We start from the raw sequence: 20,058 nt of genomic DNA, 5'->3' as shown, positions 1-20,058 counted from the left end.
CCCTGCATCCAAAATAGCGAGCAATAATTCCTCCCAAGAGGTCACAGCTCTCAACGCAGGGCCGCTGCCATCTCTCAGTGCGGACGATAAATGTGATTGTGATGGTTGAGGTGGCAGCCCCCACAAAGCGTGCAATGAAATGACTGTGAGGTTGCCAGTTTTTGTTACAAGACGCCCGACCTTCCTTGAACGCTCGCCTGGTTGGCTGAGCAGAGTTGAAAACCTTAAGGGACCGTCGCTGTTGTGGGCAGGGCAAGCAACTGCTTGCTGTTCTGCAGCAAAAACATGATGAGCCGGACTCCGACGGGAAGCCGTTGCCGGTTTCTCCGCGCCATGACCGGGGACCAGGGAAGAAAGAGAAGGATTGTTGGTCATGGCATGCATCAATTTTGCAACAAACGGTTATAGGCAGGAGGCCTCGAGGCAGAGGAAGCAGCTTTCCGGCCAAGTTGTAAAAGCAATCGTTCCATGCGTTCAACTGAAAGGACCTGGTCCACCCCACCGGCCTTGATCGCGGCTTCCGGCATGCTGAAAACAATACTGCTCGCCTCATCCTGGGCGATGACGGCTCCTCCAGCGCGCTTAATGGCCAAGGCGCCGACAGCGCCGTCCTCTCCCATGCCGCTCAGGACGAAAGCCATCACCTGAGATCCGTGGTGGCGGGCCAATGAATTAAATAAGACATCAATCGAGGGTTTACGATAATTCACGCGCGGCCCCTCATTCATTGTCAGGCAACCATGGGCGTTGATCTGGAGATAGGAGCTGCCCGGAGCGATATATACGGTACCATTTGTTAGATGTTGCCCTTCCCTTGCCTCGACGACCTCAAGCGAACTTACTGCATTGAGGTGCTCGGCCAGTTCGCGATTAAACTTCTCGGGCAAATGCTGTACGATGACAACTGGCGGAAAAGCTTCCTGCGGCACTGCCCCCAACAATTTCTGAAGGACCGTGGGTCCTCCGGTGGATGCACCCATTGCGATCACTTGAGGGAAACCATCCGGCAGGTTCTGAAGCAATGCGCACTCCATCTGATTCTGCCGCTCAGACGCGCACGCATCCAGGGGGGGGACTGTTCCTTCTTCCGACAGGCGGTGCAACCTGGATGCCAGGCGAACACCCGCAGCCATGCGCACCTTGTTGATGATTTCACTCGTACAGTGCAGCAAGTCTGAAGTAGAGCCGCAGGAAGAGGGTTTTTCGATGATATCGATTACCCCAATATCAAGGCCGTAAAATGCAGCCCGGCTGCCTTTTTGGGTATAGGCACTGATGATGACAATCGGGCGCGGATTGGAGCGCATGATATAATCAATCGCTTGCAGGCCATCCATTTGGGACATGTTTATGTCCATGGTAATCACATCGGGAGACAACTTCTCGGCCAATCGAATGGCTTCAGCGCCGTTATCCGCATAACCAACAACTCTCAGATCCGGTGCGCCGTGCAGAATTTCAGCCAGCCGGCGTTGCATAAAATAGGAATCGTCAACCACCAGCACGCGGATGCGAGAGTCTGCTGTTGGCAGGTGGCCATTCGCAGACATGCCCGGGTTCGGTGCGGCTGATGAGGACGAGGGGCTCAAATCTGGCGATTCCATAGATCTAGTGTCTAGCTATGCTCAATAGAAAGATAGTGATCAATGCGCTCAGCTAATTGCTCCCGGGAAAATGGCTTGATGATATAATCGTTTGCACCCAGTGAAGCGGCGTGCAACCGATGCTTCTCGGCATCGCGGGAGGTGACAACTATTACCGGTACGGCGTGGAAGCTCTCATGGCGTCGTATTTCCGCGATCAGTTCGAAGCCATGCATTCTTGGCATTTCGAGATCCGTAAGGACCAGTGACACGGGCACGTTACGAAGCTTCTCGAGCGCATCGAGACCGTCGATGGCCAACTCCACGTTGAAGTGAAGTGCTTTCAGATGTTTCTCAATCACCTTACGAACACTCAGTGAATCATCGACGACGAGAATTGTCGGGCGGGTTGAGGGCTTGGCCTCGAACACCGGCTGTTTCTCTTCAATGGAAGTGGTGGTCTGCGATGCAAATGTTTGTTGGGCTTGCAGCAATCTCGGCAAATCTACAATCATTACAACCCGTCCATCACCAGCAAGGGTCGCCCCTGAAAACAGAGGGTGCCCCTGCAAGAGAGGGCCAAGCGGTTTCACAACTATATCCTGCCTGCGCAATACCCGATCCACAGCTATGGCGACCCGCCGATCAGCAACCCGTGCGAGCACAAGCGCTCCATCGGTGTGGCTATTCCTCGAGACCTTTAACAACCGGTGTAATCGAACCAATGGCACCAAGCCATCCTGGGTCTCCACCAATTCCTGGGTTCCGGACATGCTTACGCTCCGTGTCCCCACGTCCAGAACGCGCTCAACAAAGTTTAGAGGCAAGGCACAAGTTTCGGTGCCAGCGGTGATGAACATCGCCTGATTGATGGCAAGGGTGAGTGGCAGATGAATAACGAAGGTGCAGCCCTCACCGATCACGGAACGCACATGAATTGTCCCACCCAGCCGGGAGATTTCCTGCCGCACTACATCCAATCCGACTCCGCGGCCCGAAACGTCAGTTACACTTGACGCAGTCGAAAAGCGCGATTCAAAAATAAACTGAGTGAGCATTTCATCATTCACCTCAGAATCAGCGCGGAGCAGTCCGCGCTGGATGGCAACTGTACGGATGGCAGCCAGGTCCAGTCCCCGGCCATCATCACTGACTTCGATAACCACCTGGTTGGCCACGCACGAAGCTTGCAGACTAATCCGTCCCTCAACATTTTTACCGGCCTTCTCACGGCGTTCTTTCGATTCCAAACCATGAGAGACTGCATTGCGCACAATGTGAAGCAAAGGCGTGTAGAGTTGGTCGAGAATGAGTTTATCCAGGCGGGCATCGTTATCAATGCTTACGAAATCAATTTCCTTTCTTTCCTTTCGTGCGGCATCGCGGGCTGAACGCTTCAACCGTTGGAAAAGCACGGTCAAGGGCATCATCCTCACACGTGTGATTTCGTCCTGTAACCGCGAAGTAATCTTGCTGAACTGCTCTGTTTCCTCGCCGAATGCATCGAAGAAGCCGTTTAGCTGGCTAAAGATTTCACCGGTATCTGTGCCGATTTCCATCAAGGTTCTGGCGAGAATGTTGAAATCATTGTATTGGTCGAACTCCAACTCCGAAAAACCTGCGGGACCACTCGACACACGGCCCTTATTACTTCCAGAATTTTCATTAAAACCAGCAGCGCTGGAATTGTCGGCACCTGCCGCCAGGGACCTGCGCTCGACCCCAGGCTGTGAGTACTCGTACCCGGTTTGAAAGTCGGTAATGGCGTGGAACAAGCGGGTCTTGCCAAGGAACATTTCCTCTTTCAACTGGGAAATATCTGCGAGCTTTCTTTCAAGACGGGAGCGACTGATGACCAATTCGCCAATCAAATTCATCAACAAGTCCAATCGGTCGGAGTCAACGCGGATCGTCTGACTCTCCTGGTTCTCGGTTTTGTCTGCAGCTTCGATTTTGGTCTCGGCTGATTCCTTGACAGCTTCGGTCACGACGGGCGCCGACAATTCCGGACGGGAACCTGCGTCCTTCCGCAGCGTTTCAACACCTCCAACAGCCAGCGAAGCATCCTTCCGATCTGCAGTTGAGATAGTGATGGTGGGCGTGGTTTGAGGAGTCGCGACAACAGCAACATTGGCAGGCTCCACTTTGGCAGATGCAGCTGGAGCGTTTGCCATTTCATGAAACCGCCTGCCGAGCTCGACAACACGAGTCGCTATCACGGCATCAGCAACGCCAGTCTGAGCTTCCCGAACCAGACCTTTGACCGTGTCCGAAACGTCAAAGATAAGTTGAATTAGTTCGTCCAGGCGGGCGAAGGCTCGTCCCGCCACGCGGGTGTCGAGCAGATCCTCCAAATCGTGGAACAACTGACCGATGCGCACAAGCCCCACACTGTTGGCAGCGCCTTTGATGGTGTGAGCAAGGCGGAATACTGATTGATGTATCCTGGGATCTGAAGGAGTCTTTTCCCACTCAAATAAAAGCGCCTCCATTTCAGTCAGGCTTTCAGTAGTCTCAAGAACAAAATACGAAAGCATTTCCGGATCCACCTGTTCCACTGGGGCAACGGGTTCTGCCTTCACCGGTGCGACTGCAGGTGCAGGCGCAGATGCAGCGACCTTAGGTGCGGGTGCGGGTTCAGGTGCAGCGACCTTAGGTGCGGGTGCGGGTTCAGGTGCAACTTTAGGTGCAGACTTAGGTGCGGGTCCAGCGACGCCAAGGCTGCTAAGAAACTGGCGTGCGACATCTTCAGATTCCGCCGGTTGCTTGTCAGAGGAAGTTGCCTTGGGAGTATTTCGTGGAGTTTTCTGGATAATCTTTCGTTCGTGTTTCCCGCGAAGCGAACTGTCGTTGTCCTCTCTGGATGAAGGATAGAAATATTCACCCCACGTGGCGAGAACTTCCCCGTGCATGATTTCGTAACAAGATCTGGCTTTCTCCGTATGGCCAGCCAGTGTTTCTTGAATGGCGGTGCGGAGATGCTGAAGCTTGTTGCGCAAAAAAGAGTAGGCCTGCTGAGCCTTTTCCCGGGCGGTTAGTTTGAAACTGTCCGCGACTTCCAGCAGGCGCTCATAATCTTCGAGAATCGACGAGAGTGGTTGGGCTCCAACCATGGCCGCCGCGCCACGGAGGGAGTGAATGGTATTGCGTAACGACGGCGTGATAGAGTAATTAGGCTCAGCCCTGTCGAGGGCAGCCAATTGCTCACTGGCAAGCTCCATCAGCGTGCCTGTATCGGCCTCAAAGCTCGCCCGCAACTCGGGCATGTCATGCAAAGGAGTGCTCATGAAAAGAGGAAAGTGGACAACTGGTTTTGGTAAATTGTAATGCGACCGGCTGAGGACGTTTAAAGGAATCCCCGAGCCAACGCGTAACACGTGCCGCTACAAGCAGAGGCGAACATTGGAATTCCCCTGCCCGGCAGTGTGCAGCCCGGTGAAAAAAGGATGACATCGTCGATGACCAGGACCGGCTTCTGTTTACGAAAGATTTGCATCGACCATGCCAGGTTGCACGTTGAATCAGGACTGAACCAACCCGAACAACCCGCCGTTCAACGCCAGCCATGCTTTCCAGATCCGTCCGGGGATTATTTAGAGTTGAATGCATGGTCTGGCGTTGTTGAAACGACTGGTTCGACGCTTAGTTGGAGCCGTTTGTCGCGATCTTGAATTTGCTCAAGCTTTCGAGCAACTCGCTTGAAAGAGCAGCCAGAGATTCCGTGGCTAGCTTCGTCTGACTCGCGCCAGCTTGAGCTTGTTGAGCAATCGCTGAAACGGTTTCCATCGCCTTCACAACTCCCACGGCGCCACGCACCTGTTGTTTGGCAGCCTGATCAATTTCACGAATCAACTCAGAAGATTGGATGGAGGATTCGTGAATTCGACTCAGTTCACCACCAGTGCTTTCGACGACCCTGCTTTCCGCTTCCACCTCAGCCGTTTGCTGTTCCATGACAGACACGGATTCATTGGTCTCAGCCTGGATGCCGGCAATGAGTTTCTCGATTTCCTTCGTGGCAGCCGCCGTGCGTTCTGCCAGCTTGCGTACTTCTTCTGCAACGACGGTGAACCCGCGCCCGTTCTCACCAGCTCGAGCAGCTTCGATGGCGGCGTTCAGCGCGAGCATGTCCGTCTGCGCGGAAATCTGGCCGATCGTATTTACAATGGTCGAAATCTCCATGGAGCGCTCACCGAGGCGTTTAATCTTCTTTGCACCCGCCTGCACGTTCTGGCGGATTCGGTCCATGCCTTCCATGACTTGTTGCACGGCTTTGGCACCGACCTCAGCTGCTTCCCGGGCTCGATGCGCGGTTTCTGCAGCGGCGGCGGCGTTGTTGGAAACCGATTCAATGTTCGCAGCCATTTCCTGCACTGCGGAGGTGGTGTTGATAATCTCACCCGATTGCTTCACTGAACCCTCGGAGAGTTGTTCTGAAGAAATCTGAATATCATTCGCCGAGGTGGCCACACGTCCGGCAGCCGCTTGAACTTCCTTCAGCAAACCGCCAACATTCTCTAACATCAGGTTCACCGCGTCAGCCACATTGCCCATGGCGCCTTCAGTGACAGCGGCGCGCACTGTAAGATCACCATCGGAAGCGTCAGCCACGATTCTTAGCAAATCGCGAATCTGTTCCTGCAGCCGCTGGTTGTGCGTCTCGATCTCAGCCTTGGCCGAGAGCTGTGAATGGATCAGGGCGTTGAAATTCCTAACGAATTTTGCAAGGTAGTTGAACAATAGAATACCGGCGCCACAAACTGCCAGCAGAATGATAATGACGAACACCTGGCTTTTGCTGGCGGTGTCCATTTGAGTGGCGGATTCTGAAATCAAGCGATTGCTATACGCCTTGACCGCTTCGTCGAGCATGAGCATCGGCGGGCGATTTATGTTTTCGAAAGTAGCATCGGCAGCGATGCCGTCCTGCTCATGTGCATTGTAGAAATCCAATGCCTGGCGATACCGCTCCGCCACCTGCCGATGAGCTTCAGTGAATTTTTTAAGCGCCTCGGCCACCGGGGAACCGGGCTCTTCGGCCTTAAGCAGGCCCACACCTGCATCTTTAACGGCTTTTTCATTGGCGAAGAAGCTCTTGGTATATGCAAGGTAGTCCTCGGACTTGTGTCCATGCAGAAGGACGTTCTTCCATTCGAATATCTGCTTTTGGAAATTGACCTGCATGCGGCGGGCTTCATCCAAACGGGCAACGTCCTCTTTGATCATCCGGCTGTAAACCTGATTGGCATGCCGGAACTGATAAAGCGTAAAGGTTGCCGCCCCGATACCGAGAGCAAGGCTGATGCCCAGCAGGAGGTACAGGCCTCCTCCGAGCGCCTTTTCCTGAGCGAGATTCGTAGTTTGGGTCGAAGTTTTGCTTTTCATAGATTAAATGGGGCTGAGGAGGTATGGAAGTAGTTTAAATAAGTTGAGAATGCTTTTAGTTCGTTGATGTCTGTTGATAAAATGTTTCAATAAGTTTCATGGCGGCAATCAGAGTTACCGGGGGACGACCTTCGGGCTGCCAGAGGCCGGTTAAATGTCCCTTATCTCCGGAAGCTGGGTGCGAAAGGATTTCACCAGTCGGAATGCTGATCGCTCCTTGCACGGCGTCGACTCTCAATCCCACGAGCAAATCTCCGCGGCGCAGCACCAGGATCGGCAGCGAAGGATCATCTACCACGGCGGGCAGACCAAGGTGCGTATCGATAACCACGACCGGGAGAATTTCGCCTCGCAGGTTCAGCACGCCGATGATTTGTTCCACGGCGCGTGGCACGCGAGTAAGCGGTTGCCCCGGCAACACTTCGCGCACGAGTTCAACATCCACCGCAAAAAGCTGCGAGCGACGATAAAAGGCGGCATAAAACCTGGAAGGCACCTCTGATTCGATGCTGTGCCCGGTCTCGGAGATTGTTGGTTCAAGAGTTTTCATTAAAAAGCCATTGAGATCAAAATTGCGCCGAACTTTCTTTTTGCGTCGATCTTAAGCTCATACGGTTTTTCAGCGACAAAAGGTTAGCGGAGGTTTTTCTTCACAGCGTCAACCAGTTCCTGGGGCGAGAACGGCTTGAAGATGTATGCGTTTGCCCCCTGTTTGAGGCCCCAAAACTTGTCACTTTCCTGGGTCTTCGAACTGATAAGGATCACCTGTATGTTCGAAGTATTTGGATCCTTCTTTATTTTTCGGCAGACCTGGAAACCATCCATGCGGGGAAGCACCACATCAAGGAGCATCAAGTCCGGGCTTTCGCGGTGAGCCATCTCGACAGCTTGTTCGCCATCCGTAGCCACGACAACCGAGTGACCAAGACTGGCAATTGCGGAACGCATTAGTTGCACTTCGGTTGGTAGGTCGTCAACAATCAGAATTTTAGCCATATGTTTTGCTGAATTATTAGGCGGTGCTTTGGGAAATATTTTTATGCGGAAAGATCTGACCGCCTAAAACCAGGAAAGGGAATGACTGAGGAGCCATGACCCGCATGTTCATCGCTGGGGCAAGTCAAATCGTTCTCAGGACGGGTTGAAGTAGAAGAATCCTTCAAATCATGATTGCTCACTACAGACAGGCGTTGAAACACATCATGGCCCTCTGAAGCGGCGACCATATTCGGAGCAGAAGAAACAAGATGTTCGCGGCCAAAAGAGGAGGTTTTTTCCTGCGCAACCGGCGACGATTTCTTCACGAGCTCACTTACTTCGGATAATATCTCGGCAGCGTCTTGTTCATATGAACCGGCAACCGGGATCGAGGGAACAGCATCTGTCTTGGGGGACTCCGTCTCGGGACGTGCATGGCCGGAGGAGGAAGTTTGTTCTTCCGCAACGGGCGATGAATTCTCCGCAAGCTCACTCACCTCGGATAAGACCTGGGCAGCGTCTTGTTCATCCAAAGCGGCAACCGAGCTCGAAAGATCAGCATCCGTCTTGGGGGATTCTGTCTCGAGATGGGCGTGGATCGAGGAAGAAGTTTGTTCTTCCGTAACCGGCGATGAATTCTCCGCAAGCTCACTCACCTCGGATAAGACCTGGGCAGTCTCATGTTCATTTGGAACTGCAACCGGGCTCGAAGGATCAGCATCCGTCTTGGGGGACTCTTTCTCGGGATGTGCATGGCTTGAGGAGGAAGTTTGTTCTTCCGCAACGGGCGATGAATTCTCCGCAAGCTCACTCACCTCGGATAAGACCTGGGCAGCGTCATGTTCATTTGGAACTGTAACCTGGCACGAGGGAACAGCATCCATCTTGGGGGACTTTGTCTCGAGATGGGTGTGGCCGGAGAAGGAAGTTTGTTCTTCCGTAACCGGCGACAAATTTTTCAAAACCTCACTCAATTCTGATAAGCGCTGCGAAGCGTCATGTTCATTCGAAACGGCAACCGGGCTCGAAGGAACAGCCTCCGTCATGGAAGATTCTGAATTGCCATTGTCCAAAACCGAACTCGTTTGCTCGTTCAACCTGGCGTCCTCACTCTCACTTGGCGAGGGCAACGAAGCTACTTTTTCCGTTCCCGGGGCACTATTCTGCGCAGAACGGATAAGTCCAAGCTTCAAAAGGCAGAAGAGAATGTGGTAAACTTCAAATGGCTTGAGCTTGCTTCCTTCGGTGAGTTCGATGATCGTGCGCCCCGGGCGAATCGCTTCCAATATGCATGACTCTTCGTCGTTCAGGGGCAGATTACTGTGCTCACTTCCTGATTCAACGGAGGATACGAGGATGGTATTCTTCTCAGGTAATGCCTTATCTATGATGAACCAATCATCTACCGAGCGATAGCAAGCAAGTAATAACTCGGTGATCGGCACATCGAGACGATGCGCAAGCGCCATGGGAGGAAGCTGAGCGAGGGGAAGAAAAGTTATGAGCGATTCACGGGATTGAAAGGCACGAGCCAGGCATTTCTCGCCTTGGGCGCGTAAAAGTTCGTCAACCGGGGTCCCCTGTGGCAAATGTCCGCCAGCTTGAAGCGAAACGAAGAATGGCAAACCCTGCTCCTCCTGTGCCTTGACAGCCTCGGTAATGGCCGCGTGCGGCAACGACTGAAAATCATATGCGGCACCGGCACAATATTGACGCGGGTGGTTGGTGGTCAACAGTAACGCCTTGCCGTTTTCAAAGTATGCCAACACCGTTTCCTCCCCCATCTCGATACGCAGTTCGCCAGTGGCGCGGCTGGCATGAACGTGCCGGAGTCCTGCATCAAGTGTCACCAGAGCAGATGGACAACGCCAGGCTCCATCGGTATTTGACAGGGCTCCAGTAGCTCGCAATACATCCGCGCTCAAATCCTGAAGGACGGCTTTTGCAAGCAGGCGATGAAGAAAGTAATCTTCTGCGTTCCCATTCCCACGAGACGCCTCCCACTCTGGAATCTGCCTGATGAGCGGCCGCAGGTGTTTTTGCACGGCAAGCTTGAGTTTCCGGAGCAACGCATCCCCACCAATAGGAGTAATAGAAACTTTTTTGGCAGGGCGCCGTGATTTGGTTTTTCGCACTTGGGCGGCGGGAGCTGGCTCCTTTTCCGGGGCCACCTTCTCCACCTTTTCAACGGAAGCGGCTACCGCAGGAGCATTCTCCATCAGGCTCAAAAGGCGGGTAACTTTGTCCATGAAGGCTGAGGGAACAGCATTCTCAACTTGAGGCGCTACTGCCGGAGGCTCGCTCTGAGCAGTGGTTTGCCTGGTCGAGGTTTCACCGTGCTCAGCAGGCATTTCCTTACGCAGGAGCTGCCCAATCACCGCTTTGAGAACACTCGGCGCAAAAGGTTTGGTCAAATAATCTGCAACGTTATTAAGGTCCTGATAGAGCTGCCGAATGGCCGTTCCATTGCTGCTCATCATCAGCACCGGAATTTCCCAAGTATCGGGCGAATTAATAAGGCTTCGACAAACCTCTGTGCCCTGCATATCGGGCAAAATATAGTCAAGCAGGATGAGAGTTGGCTTTTCGGATACAGCTTTCGCCAGACAATCTGCCCCACTCACAGCGGTAACCACTTCATAGCCGTCCTTGGTGAGGACACCTTCGACGAGCTTGCGGATGGTCAAACTGTCATCCGCGACCAAGATTTTTTGAGTGCTGCTCATGATTCGTTGTGAGCCTCCTGTCGCACTCCGCGTGCCAAATTGATTTTAATTTCCAAGTAAACCCTCGAAAGCACGATATTTGCGCCAATTTTTGAATTCTAAACGGAAAGGCTACCAGCGACTGAACGATTCAGTGTGCATTTTCGCACACAAGCGAGCGGAGTCGCACACTTGAACAGGAACGAACCACATATACTGTGTATAGACATTAGACACGGCAAAGCAGAATGCCTAATAAGCCATCGAAAACAGGCATCGGTGAGTTTCAAATATAATCACGAAGAGACTTAGCCCCTGGCAACAAATACACCTCCATAACGAATGTTGGGATACATCTCAGAACACCTTTAATGGGTGTTAAACGAGCCCTCACCAAACAGGCGTTGTGACTTATAGCGAACAGTTTAAAGTCTTTTCAGGTGTACCTTGGGCATGCGACGAATGCCGGAAAACCAGAGCGATTTGTCGCTGCCAAGCTGGCGAGGTGCGAACCATAAAAGAAAATCTAATCTGGCCGCTTTCAGCCAGCCATTGCTTGACATTCGCCTCTTCACCGCATAACGATACCTCGCTTCAACTGAATGAACCCGAACCTGCTCATTGTAGATGATGATCCTTTGATTTTGGAACTGATTACGGGCGAGCTCGAGCAGTTTGGCTACAACATGTTCACCGCCGGGTCCGGGCGGGAAGCAATGAGCATCTTTCAAACAACGCCAATCCATCTGGCCCTCCTTGATTATTCATTGCCTGACGTCTGCGGAGAGAACTTGTTTCGCCGGTTAAGGGCTCAAAAGCCGGATATTCTCGTAATGTTTTTGACCGGCAATCCAAATCTTGAGACGGCAGTCAGCCTCATGAAGAGCGGGGTGAACGATTATCTCACCAAACCCTTCAGCCTGAAGCAATTATCTGCGCATGTTCGGGCAATCTTTGAAACCAATGGTGCTGCCCGTGAGGTTATTCGGCACGAATACAAGCCTGATCCGATCTCCTGGTTCCCCGGTGGGTATAGCTTCGGAAACTCCAAAGCAATGCGTGAGGTGGACGCCCAAATTCGGAATCTACCGCGCTATCCGGACACTACGGTACTTCTTACTGGTCCCACTGGGACAGGGAAGAGCGTGGTCGCACGACGTATCCATGAATTGACCTGGGGAAACAAGGCACCGTTTGTTGAGATTGATTGTTCAACAATCCCGCGCGATCTGTGTGAGAGTGAACTTTTTGGGCACGAGAAAGGATCGTTCACCGGGGCTCTCCGCTCCAAGCAGGGCCTTTTCGAGGCTGCGGCCAATGGAACGGCGTTTCTCGATGAAATCGGCGAACTGGATCTTTCGCTCCAGGCAAAATTTTTGCGGGTATTGGAAGCCCGACAATTCAAGCGCGTGGGTTGCGAGCGCACAATACCGATGTCGGCACGAGTAATTGCGGCGACGAACCAGTCATTACCAGGCTTGGTGCGTGAAGGTCGGTTTCGAGAAGATCTTTATTTCCGTTTGAATGTCGTCGAATTGTGGATGCCACCATTAAGGGAACGCCGGGAGGACATGCTGATACTTGCGCGGCAGTTTCTTAATTATTATGCCCGGCGCTACGAAAAGGAGCTCACTGGTTTTACGGTTGAAGCGGTGGACTATCTGCAAAACTGTGATTTTCCCGGTAACATCCGTGAACTGCGCAATATGATCGAGCGTGCCGTTATCAGCACCAATACATCGCTGATTCAGTTGGCTGATTTGGTGTCCTTAAACAGATCCGAGCAGCGTCTCCAGCACCCGACCGATGCTCCTGCATCAGGTGCGCCGTTGACGTTATCGAAGACAAACGGCCAAACCTCCGCTGAAACGGGAACGCTCAATCTGGCCACGCTCGAACGTCAAAAACTCTTCGAGGCGTTGGCCAGCGCAAATGGAAACAAGAGCAAGGCTGCCACGATGGTGGGGCTTTCGCGCACTGCCTTTCATCGTCGATTGCAAAAATATCAGCAAGCTCAATAATGCGTCACCCTTCAGCCCGGACGACATCTGGAGCCAGTGGTTACCTGCTTAAACGGATGACCAGTGAAAAACTGCTGGATGCCATCAACGAGGCCCGACTCGGGGGCGTACCGTTGACGCGCCAGATGGCTGACAAGGCGGCGCATTACTTTCAACCTATCGAGACTGCAAAGTCAGCACTGCCAAACCTTACCCGCCGCGAGCAGCAAACACTGGCATTGCTGGCCGAATTTGCCGCTACAAGGAAATTGCCAACCGCCTGGGCATCAGCATCGAGACGGTGCGCGAGTACGTACGCAACACCTATAGCAAACTTCATTGCAGTTTCAAACCCTAACGAGGGAACCACCTCCAGGGAAGCCAGGTTTGATAGTTTTTAGATCTGGACTTCAAATGTACATAAACCATACAGTCAAGACTCGTTAACGGTCGTTTTCATTTGCTTAATATGGGAGGTTTACTCCGAATTATATGTCTGGTTGTTTGGATTGCCTTTTCTGCGAAGGCATTTGCCAGTGCCAATGTCACGGGTCAATGGGACTTTGATCACGGCGACCTGCGGGCCACCGTGGGAACCGATCTGGAATATTTCGGTGACACGGCGAGTCAAACCACCTTTCCGGTCGTGCTCATCGCCCAGGAAGGAGCGCGTGTGATGAGCTTCGGCAGCAATTCAATCCAGCAGGGTTTTTTGATGAGACATGGAGCAAATCCTAATGGTGGCGGATATTTCGTGAACCAATATACCTTGATCATGGATGTGATGTTCCCCACTTCCAGCACTGGTCATTGGCGCGCACTGTTCCAAACTGATCCCTTCAATCACGATGGGAATGATGCCGAATTCTATGTTAGCGATAATAGTACCAAATTAGAACCAAATGCCTTAGGCACTGAAAAGCATTTCAACGGCCAGCTTTTCCCTGACACTTGGTATCGGATCGCGTTTGTAGTGGATCTGACTGCCCCAGATGGCCAACAACTTACCAAATATGTCAATGGAGTAAGGGTGGGCACGCAGTTTATCTCAGGAGGCATAGATGGCCGATATGCCTTGGGACCGACGGCGCTTCTTTTTACAGCAGGCATTAGCTCGCCAGGGTTCACCCAGCCTGGGTATGTCAACAGCATTCAATTTCTGGATGGCTGCCTTGACGAGGAGTCGATTGGGATACTGGGGAGTGCGAAAGCCCGGGGCATTCCACCAGGCAACGCGGCAATCCAAATTTCGGATGTGCGAAGGGACGGTTCTTCGGTAACCCTGAACTGGACCGGGCGCAACGGACCTTTTCGTGTTCAACAAGCAGCCGACATTAACATTCCACTCTGGCAGTACGCCGGCGGATTATTCACAAATTTCAATGCGACGATTCCCTTTAATGGATCATCGGCCGTCTATCGGGTGAGTGAGTTTCAACCTGACATCAGAGTGGGTCAATTGCCTGGCGACGCGCAGGTGTTGCCAACAAAACAGATCGTCCAAAGTGCAGGTCAACGCATCCGATTAAGCGGACGTCCGGTGGATTTAGCACTGTCACCGGATGGAAAAACGATTTATGTAAAAAACATGCTGAATGTGGTGGTGGTGGATGTTGCGTCGTTGAACATCATGCAACTCTTGAATTATCCCCAAAATAATGGCGCTTCGATGCATGGCATTGCAGTGAGCAAGGATGGTTTGCATGTCTATGTGACGGACGCAATTAATTCGCTGCATGAAGCCGGGGTCGGCACGAATGGGATGCTGTCCTGGTCGAGATCCATAAGCATGATCGGAGCAGATACAGACCCATGCGGGGTTGCACTCTCGTCCGATGGCAGCAAAGCGTATGTATGTGTGGGAAAAAGTAATATTGTGGCTGTGGTCGATTTGGCCAGTGGCACTGTTACCAAACAAATCAACGTGGGCATTGCTCCCTGGGATATCGTGCTCTCCCAGGATAATTCGGTGGCGTATGTTTCCGATTGGGGTGGGAGGCGGCCCTTGCCCGGCGACACTACGGCACTATCAGCAGGCAGCCAGGTGGTGGTGGATCAGCGAGGCATCGGCTCAAGTGGAACGGTTTCGATAGTAAACTTGATTTCAAATTCTGTAGTGGCAGAGATTCCCACCGGTCTGCATCCGTCGGATATCGAATTAAGCTCGGACGGGAGCACTCTGTATGTGGCCAATGCCAATTCGGACACCGTTACAGTCATTGACACCATTCACAAAATAGTGAAGGAGATTATTCAGGTACGCCCTGATTCCCAGCTTCCATTTGGCAGTGCAAGCGATGCCGTCGCTTTGAGCAAAGATGGCAAAGATATCTTTGTAGCCAGTGGCGGCAACAACGCCATTGCAGTTGTTGAACTACCAAACGCGCAGCACACAAACAGCCTGGTTCAGGGATTTATCCCAACTGATTGGTATCCTGGGTCAGTGCTGGCCACGAGTAACATCTTATTCGTCGCCAGCGCGAAGGGGCTTGGTTCAGTACCACCTGTTGTGAATACCCAAATTGGCAGCATGAATATTATTCCCGTTCCCAATAAGGAATCCTTGAGCAAGTATACAGCCAGGGTTCAAGAGAATGGCCGTGTTCCTCAGATTTTGAAGGCTTACGCGACCGCTACCGCGCCTAAAGCTCCGGTTCCCGTCCCGGAAAAACTGGGCAGCCCATCCGTTTTCAAACATGTCCTTTACATCATCAAAGAGAATAAAACCTATGACCAGATTTTGGGAGATATGTCTCAAGGGAACGGCTGGCCAGATTTTTGCCTCTATCCACAGAATGTCAGTCCCAATCACCATGCCCTTGCGGCCCAATATGTATTGCTGGATAACTATTATTGTAACGGTGTTAACTCGGCAGACGGACATTCATGGTCAACTGAGGGTTATGTTACAGATCATTTGGAAAGGTCTTTTGGAGGGTTTACGCGGGGCTATCCGTACGGAGATGACGCACTGACTTACTCCTCCTCAGGTTTCATTTGGAACAATGTGCTGGCGCATGGACTTTCATTCCGAAATTATGGCGAGCTTTACGTCAGCGGACCCGGTGGCAACACCTGGCTGCAGATTTATGCTGCCTACACCAATGGGACTCAGCTCCAGTTTGCCAACTACGTTAATATTGATTCTTTAAAACCCTATTGCTCCACCAACTATCCCGGCTTCACCCTCACTATCCCTGATGTGGTCCGTGCGGATAAGTTTATCAGGGAACTCAAGGTGGCGCAGTCCAATGGTTTCTGGCCTACCTTCAATATAATGGGGTTGGGAGGCGATCACACAGTGGCCAATACTCCTGGATACCCGATCCCAACCGCTTCGGTTGCCGACAACGACCTGGCATTGGGCAGAATAGTGGAAGCAGTCACCAAGAGCAGTTTTGGAAGCAACACAGTAATTTTCGTCATCGAGGATGATCCCTTGAGTGGTTGGGATCATGTCGATGGCCACCGTTCCGTTTGCCTGGTAATCAGCCCTTACACCAAGCGCGGCCAGACAATCAGCACGTTCTATAATCAAACCGGCGTATTGCATACCATGGAACAAATCATGGGAATACCCCCGATGAACCAGATGGATGCCATGGGACCTCTTATGTTTGATTGTTTTACCAATGTGCCCGATTTCACCGGCTATACGGCTTTATCCAATAACATTCCATTGGACACGATGAACCCTGGTACCACGGCCGCAAAGATGACAGCCGAGGAGCGCTATTGGGCAAAGAAAAGCATGAAACTGGATTTCAGCAAACCCGATGCGGCTGATGATAATACCCTGAATCGAATCCTCTGGCATTCGGTCAAGGGCAATGTCCGCTATCCGCGTGAGTTTGCCGGGGCTCATGGAAAGGGTTTGAAAAAGTTGGGGTTGGTAATCACAAAAACCTCAAAGGACGATGACGATGATTAGCCGCCAACCTCAACCGTTTTCTGAGTGAGCGAACCCCGAAGGAGTTACCTGGGTTCATAAATATTCCCGATGTCTTTTTTGGGATAAGGTCGATCCCGGGCGATATGAGCTTTCATATTTGCACACAACTCGCTTGACCGCGCGAGCCAGACCGAAGAAAACAGGAAGCGCAATTAACCTGTGTAGACGGGACAGGTTCTGATTCACCGGGGTTGGAATGTATGATTAACAAGTTGCCGCGCTGGGTCTGGATAGGCGGGTCGATTCTGGCATTCATTGCCGGGATGATCAACGCGGTTGGCTACATGGGCTTCAGACATCAGGCAGTCACTCATCTGACCGGTACCACCACCCTCCTGGGTATAGCAATCGCAACTGGCGAAGGCGGCACAGCCGTGAGCTTATTCGCAGTGGCAGCTTCTTTTCTTGCGGGAAGCATCTTCAGCGGAATTCTAATCCAGGACAGCACACTAAAGCTTGGCGGAAGGTATGGGGTGGCGCTGCTGATTGAATCCCTGTTGCTCTTTGCAGCCGTTCCGCTTTTGAATCGGTCGAACCCGCTGGGAGACTATCTTGCTTCGAGCGCCTGCGGGCTACAAAATGGCATGGCCAGCACTTACAGCGGGGCTGTGCTGCGTACGACTCATGTGTCCGGCATATTTACGGATTTGGGGATTTTTATTGGCCATTACATCCGCCGTATCCCGGTGGATAGGCGGAGGATTCTGTTGTACCTGATCCTGCTCTGTTCCTTTTTTTTCGGTGGTGGGGCGGGAGCATCCGCTTTCAAATATTTCAAATATAACACTTTGTTTTTTCCTGCCGTGTTGACGGGGTTTACCGGATTGGGTTATGCGGTTTACCGTCGTTACCTCCATAAATTTCAGAACCAGTCACGACCAGGTTAATTGTTTGATGGGGAGGAGGAATCGGTGTGCCAGCGACCTTAGAATTTTCGTGCACTTTGAAGAATCAGAATTAGGATAATCACGATGTCAGATGCGTATAACCAATTGCTCGAGGCAGCGATCCAGCACCTCCAGGGATTAAAAGCCCGGGGTGTGCGGTTTGTTTCGGTGCAACCGGAAGGTTTGACAGCATTGGCCAATGGTCCGCGTCCGTCCAGTCCCGCGCCTGCGCCGGCAAGGATGGTCCCCTCCCCTGCTCCGGCCGTCAGGCAAGCCGTTGTTGCACCTGTGCCCGCGCCAGTGGAAATACCCGCAGTTAAACCAGCAGCTCTTTTCCCGATATCTCCGGCAGAAACTCCGATCACTGTTGCGCCACTTTCTCCTGAAGCCAAGGTTGCTGCTTTTGCTGACCTCCGCAGTCGCGCAATGAGTTGCGTCAAATGCGCGCATTTGGCTGCCTCGCGAAAGAATGTTGTTTTTGGAGTCGGCAGCATTGATGCCCAATTGATGTTTGTGGGTGAGGCGCCGGGAGCGGACGAAGACGAACAGGGTGAACCGTTCGTCGGCAAGGCCGGCCAGTTGCTGACGAAGATTATTCAGACGATGGGCTTGCAACGCGGCGATGTGTACATTGCCAATATCTTGAAATGCCGTCCCGACACGCCGGGTCAGAGCGCGGGAAATCGCAAACCGACTTCAGAGGAAATGGCGACCTGTATTCCCTACCTGCACGAACAGATTGATTTGATTCGACCGAAAGTGTTGGTGGCTTTGGGCGCGACCGCCGTGGAAGGCTTGCTGGGAAAGACGGTCGGCATTACCAAGTTGCGCGGCACCTGGAACACGTATCGTGGCATTCCATTGATGCCGACATATCATCCGGCGTATCTGTTGCGCAACCAGGCCATGAGTGAAAAGCGCAGAGTGTGGGAAGATATGCTGGCGGTCATGGAGAAGCTGGGGATGCCGATCAGTGAAAAGCAGCACGGTTTCTTCCTCAAGGGGTAGGCACAGTGGGAGAAGAGTTGCTTTGCCAAAGCCGTGGACGCAGACTAACGGAAATTTTAAGGAGTGAAACTGCGCGTCAAAATTCTAATCGTCCTGGTGCTAGTGATCCTGCTTGGAACTATCATTGCTTTTATACCCCATGCAGGCTCCAAGAGAGCGGTGGAACGTTACAAACGGGAACTCCGCGCCAAGGGTGAGAAGCTGACGTATCAAGAACTAATCCAGGCAACTCCGCCAGAGACCCCGGATGCCGCAAAGCCATTTCTAGGGGCGAACGGCGCTATTGTTTCCATTTCCAACTCTACTGCGCCGATGCGTTTTATCAGCCCCGGGCGTGCGCTGGTCGCCTATCGGCAGGAAACCCTTTCGGCCGATGGCGGGACGAACGTGTGGCCCAAATTTATCGCCGAAGTTGAGACAAATCGTAATGCCATATTGAGCCTTCGAGAAATTCTTCAAGTCCCGACGTTATATTTCAAATTGGATTATTCCAAGGGCTCCGGGACCCTGTTGCCACATTTGGCACCGCTAAAGGCTGCTGAGCAATTGGCTTCAGCTTCCACCATTGCAGCCCTGCACCAACAAAATTTCTCAGAGGCGTGGACAAATCTCATCACAACAGTTGCGCTGGTGAGAAGATACAAGACCGAACCACTTAAAATCAGCCATCTCGTCAAGTTGGCCATGGCCCGCATGGCCGTCGCCACCACTTGGGAGGCTTTACAATGTAAACAATGGAATGACGGACAACTTGCAGAACTGCAAGCCAATTGGCAGGACATGGATTTGTTTGGTCCCCTTGAACAGGCTTTCGCAATGGAGAGAGCCATTCAAATGGACGACTTTGTACTTGCGAGGAGATCGTACTACGATCCGGCAGGCATGTTTGGGAAAAATGCCACACTCCAACATGATTCTTTCGATTTAGATCAACTACTTCACGGAGCTCAAAGGTATTCCCATTATTGTGCATGGAAATGGTTGTGGTCCTATCAAGAAGAGCTCTACGACATGAAAACCGTGCAAGCAACCATTGAAAGTTGCCGCGCCACCAAATTCAGTAATGCTTTTGTTCCTGCTTTGATGGACTACGCTACCAAAATGACGAACGTTAACCAGCAGTTTGACCAGAGCAGTGACCATTTTGAAGATCCGCAGGGAGAGCAGAGTATTCGCGATTGCATGATCAAGTTTGCAGATGCAGAGAATGGTAGACGTATAGCCCTGACAGCCATTGCGCTGAAGCGCTACCAACTTTGCAACGGAAAGTATCCATCGGAATTAAAAGATCTGGTTCCTACATTTCTCGAGAAGGTTCCCATTGATTTTATGGATGGGAAGCCGTTGAGGTATCAACTTCAAGCAGATGGAAGTTTTCTACTGTATTCGGTAGGCGATGATGGCGAAGACAATGGAGGAGATGCCACACCTACCGAACCCGCCTCGACCGTAAACAAGAACTGGTTGAAAGGGCGGGACATGGTTTGGCCGCAACCTGCCACTCTGGAGGATATTGAGGCATATCGAACGAACTCATCTCCCAAAGTTCAAAAGAAATAG

12 protein-coding genes are annotated in these 20,058 nt (G+C 52.1%); 6 read left to right on the top strand and 6 right to left on the bottom strand.

Going from position 1 to position 20,058, the window contains the following annotated elements:
- Positions 1–383: 383 nt before the first annotated feature.
- From cheB to CFLAV_RS31975, 6 genes are all read right to left on the bottom strand, one after another.
- Positions 384–1,604, bottom strand: a complete 1,221-nt coding sequence (gene cheB / locus CFLAV_RS06770) for a chemotaxis-specific protein-glutamate methyltransferase CheB (RefSeq protein WP_007413922.1) — start codon at positions 1,602–1,604, stop codon at positions 384–386.
- Positions 1,605–1,615: 11 nt separating this feature from the next.
- On the bottom strand, positions 1,616–4,870 hold the full coding sequence (locus CFLAV_RS31985; RefSeq protein ID WP_007413921.1) for a hybrid sensor histidine kinase/response regulator: 3,255 nt from the start codon (positions 4,868–4,870) through the stop codon (positions 1,616–1,618).
- Positions 4,871–5,225: 355 nt separating this feature from the next.
- A complete protein-coding gene (locus tag CFLAV_RS06760; RefSeq protein WP_007413920.1) occupies positions 5,226–6,968 on the bottom strand; it encodes a methyl-accepting chemotaxis protein in 1,743 nt (580 codons plus the stop codon).
- Positions 6,969–7,023: 55 nt separating this feature from the next.
- Positions 7,024–7,518 (bottom strand): chemotaxis protein CheW, encoded by a 495-nt coding sequence (locus CFLAV_RS31980; protein WP_007413919.1) that lies wholly within the window; start codon positions 7,516–7,518, stop codon positions 7,024–7,026.
- An 83-nt stretch (positions 7,519–7,601) separates the two neighbouring features.
- Complete coding sequence (locus CFLAV_RS06750) at positions 7,602–7,964, bottom strand: response regulator transcription factor (RefSeq protein ID WP_007413918.1); 363 nt, start codon at positions 7,962–7,964, stop codon at positions 7,602–7,604.
- Positions 7,965–8,005: 41 nt separating this feature from the next.
- A complete protein-coding gene (locus tag CFLAV_RS31975) occupies positions 8,006–10,672 on the bottom strand; it encodes a response regulator transcription factor (protein WP_007413917.1) in 2,667 nt (888 codons plus the stop codon).
- Positions 10,673–11,253: 581 nt separating this feature from the next.
- Between CFLAV_RS31975 and CFLAV_RS06740 the strand changes: the two genes are divergently transcribed.
- From CFLAV_RS06740 to CFLAV_RS06715, 6 genes are all read left to right on the top strand, one after another.
- On the top strand, positions 11,254–12,672 hold the full coding sequence (locus CFLAV_RS06740) for a sigma-54-dependent transcriptional regulator (protein WP_007413916.1): 1,419 nt from the start codon (positions 11,254–11,256) through the stop codon (positions 12,670–12,672).
- On the top strand, positions 12,672–13,052 hold the full coding sequence (locus CFLAV_RS36425) for a transcriptional regulator (protein ID WP_007413915.1): 381 nt from the start codon (positions 12,672–12,674) through the stop codon (positions 13,050–13,052). The genes CFLAV_RS06740 and CFLAV_RS36425 overlap by 1 nt, the downstream gene beginning before the upstream one ends.
- Positions 13,053–13,120: 68 nt before the next feature.
- The gene (locus CFLAV_RS06730; RefSeq protein WP_007413914.1) at positions 13,121–16,582 is read left to right on the top strand and encodes an alkaline phosphatase family protein; all 3,462 of its coding nucleotides are present in this window, start codon (positions 13,121–13,123) and stop codon (positions 16,580–16,582) included.
- Positions 16,583–16,803: 221 nt separating this feature from the next.
- Positions 16,804–17,490 (top strand): YoaK family protein, encoded by a 687-nt coding sequence (locus CFLAV_RS06725; RefSeq protein WP_007413913.1) that lies wholly within the window; start codon positions 16,804–16,806, stop codon positions 17,488–17,490.
- An 84-nt stretch (positions 17,491–17,574) separates the two neighbouring features.
- Positions 17,575–18,498, top strand: coding sequence for a uracil-DNA glycosylase (locus CFLAV_RS06720; RefSeq protein ID WP_007413912.1), 924 nt, complete (start codon positions 17,575–17,577; stop codon positions 18,496–18,498).
- 63 nt (positions 18,499–18,561) lie between these two features.
- Complete coding sequence (locus CFLAV_RS06715) at positions 18,562–20,058, top strand: hypothetical protein (protein ID WP_007413911.1); 1,497 nt, start codon at positions 18,562–18,564, stop codon at positions 20,056–20,058.

Source organism: Pedosphaera parvula Ellin514, from assembly GCF_000172555.1.
GTDB lineage: Bacteria > Verrucomicrobiota > Verrucomicrobiia > Limisphaerales > Pedosphaeraceae > Pedosphaera.
Note: the sequence above shows the minus strand (reverse complement) of the source record. Positions and strands in the feature narration are given on the sequence as shown.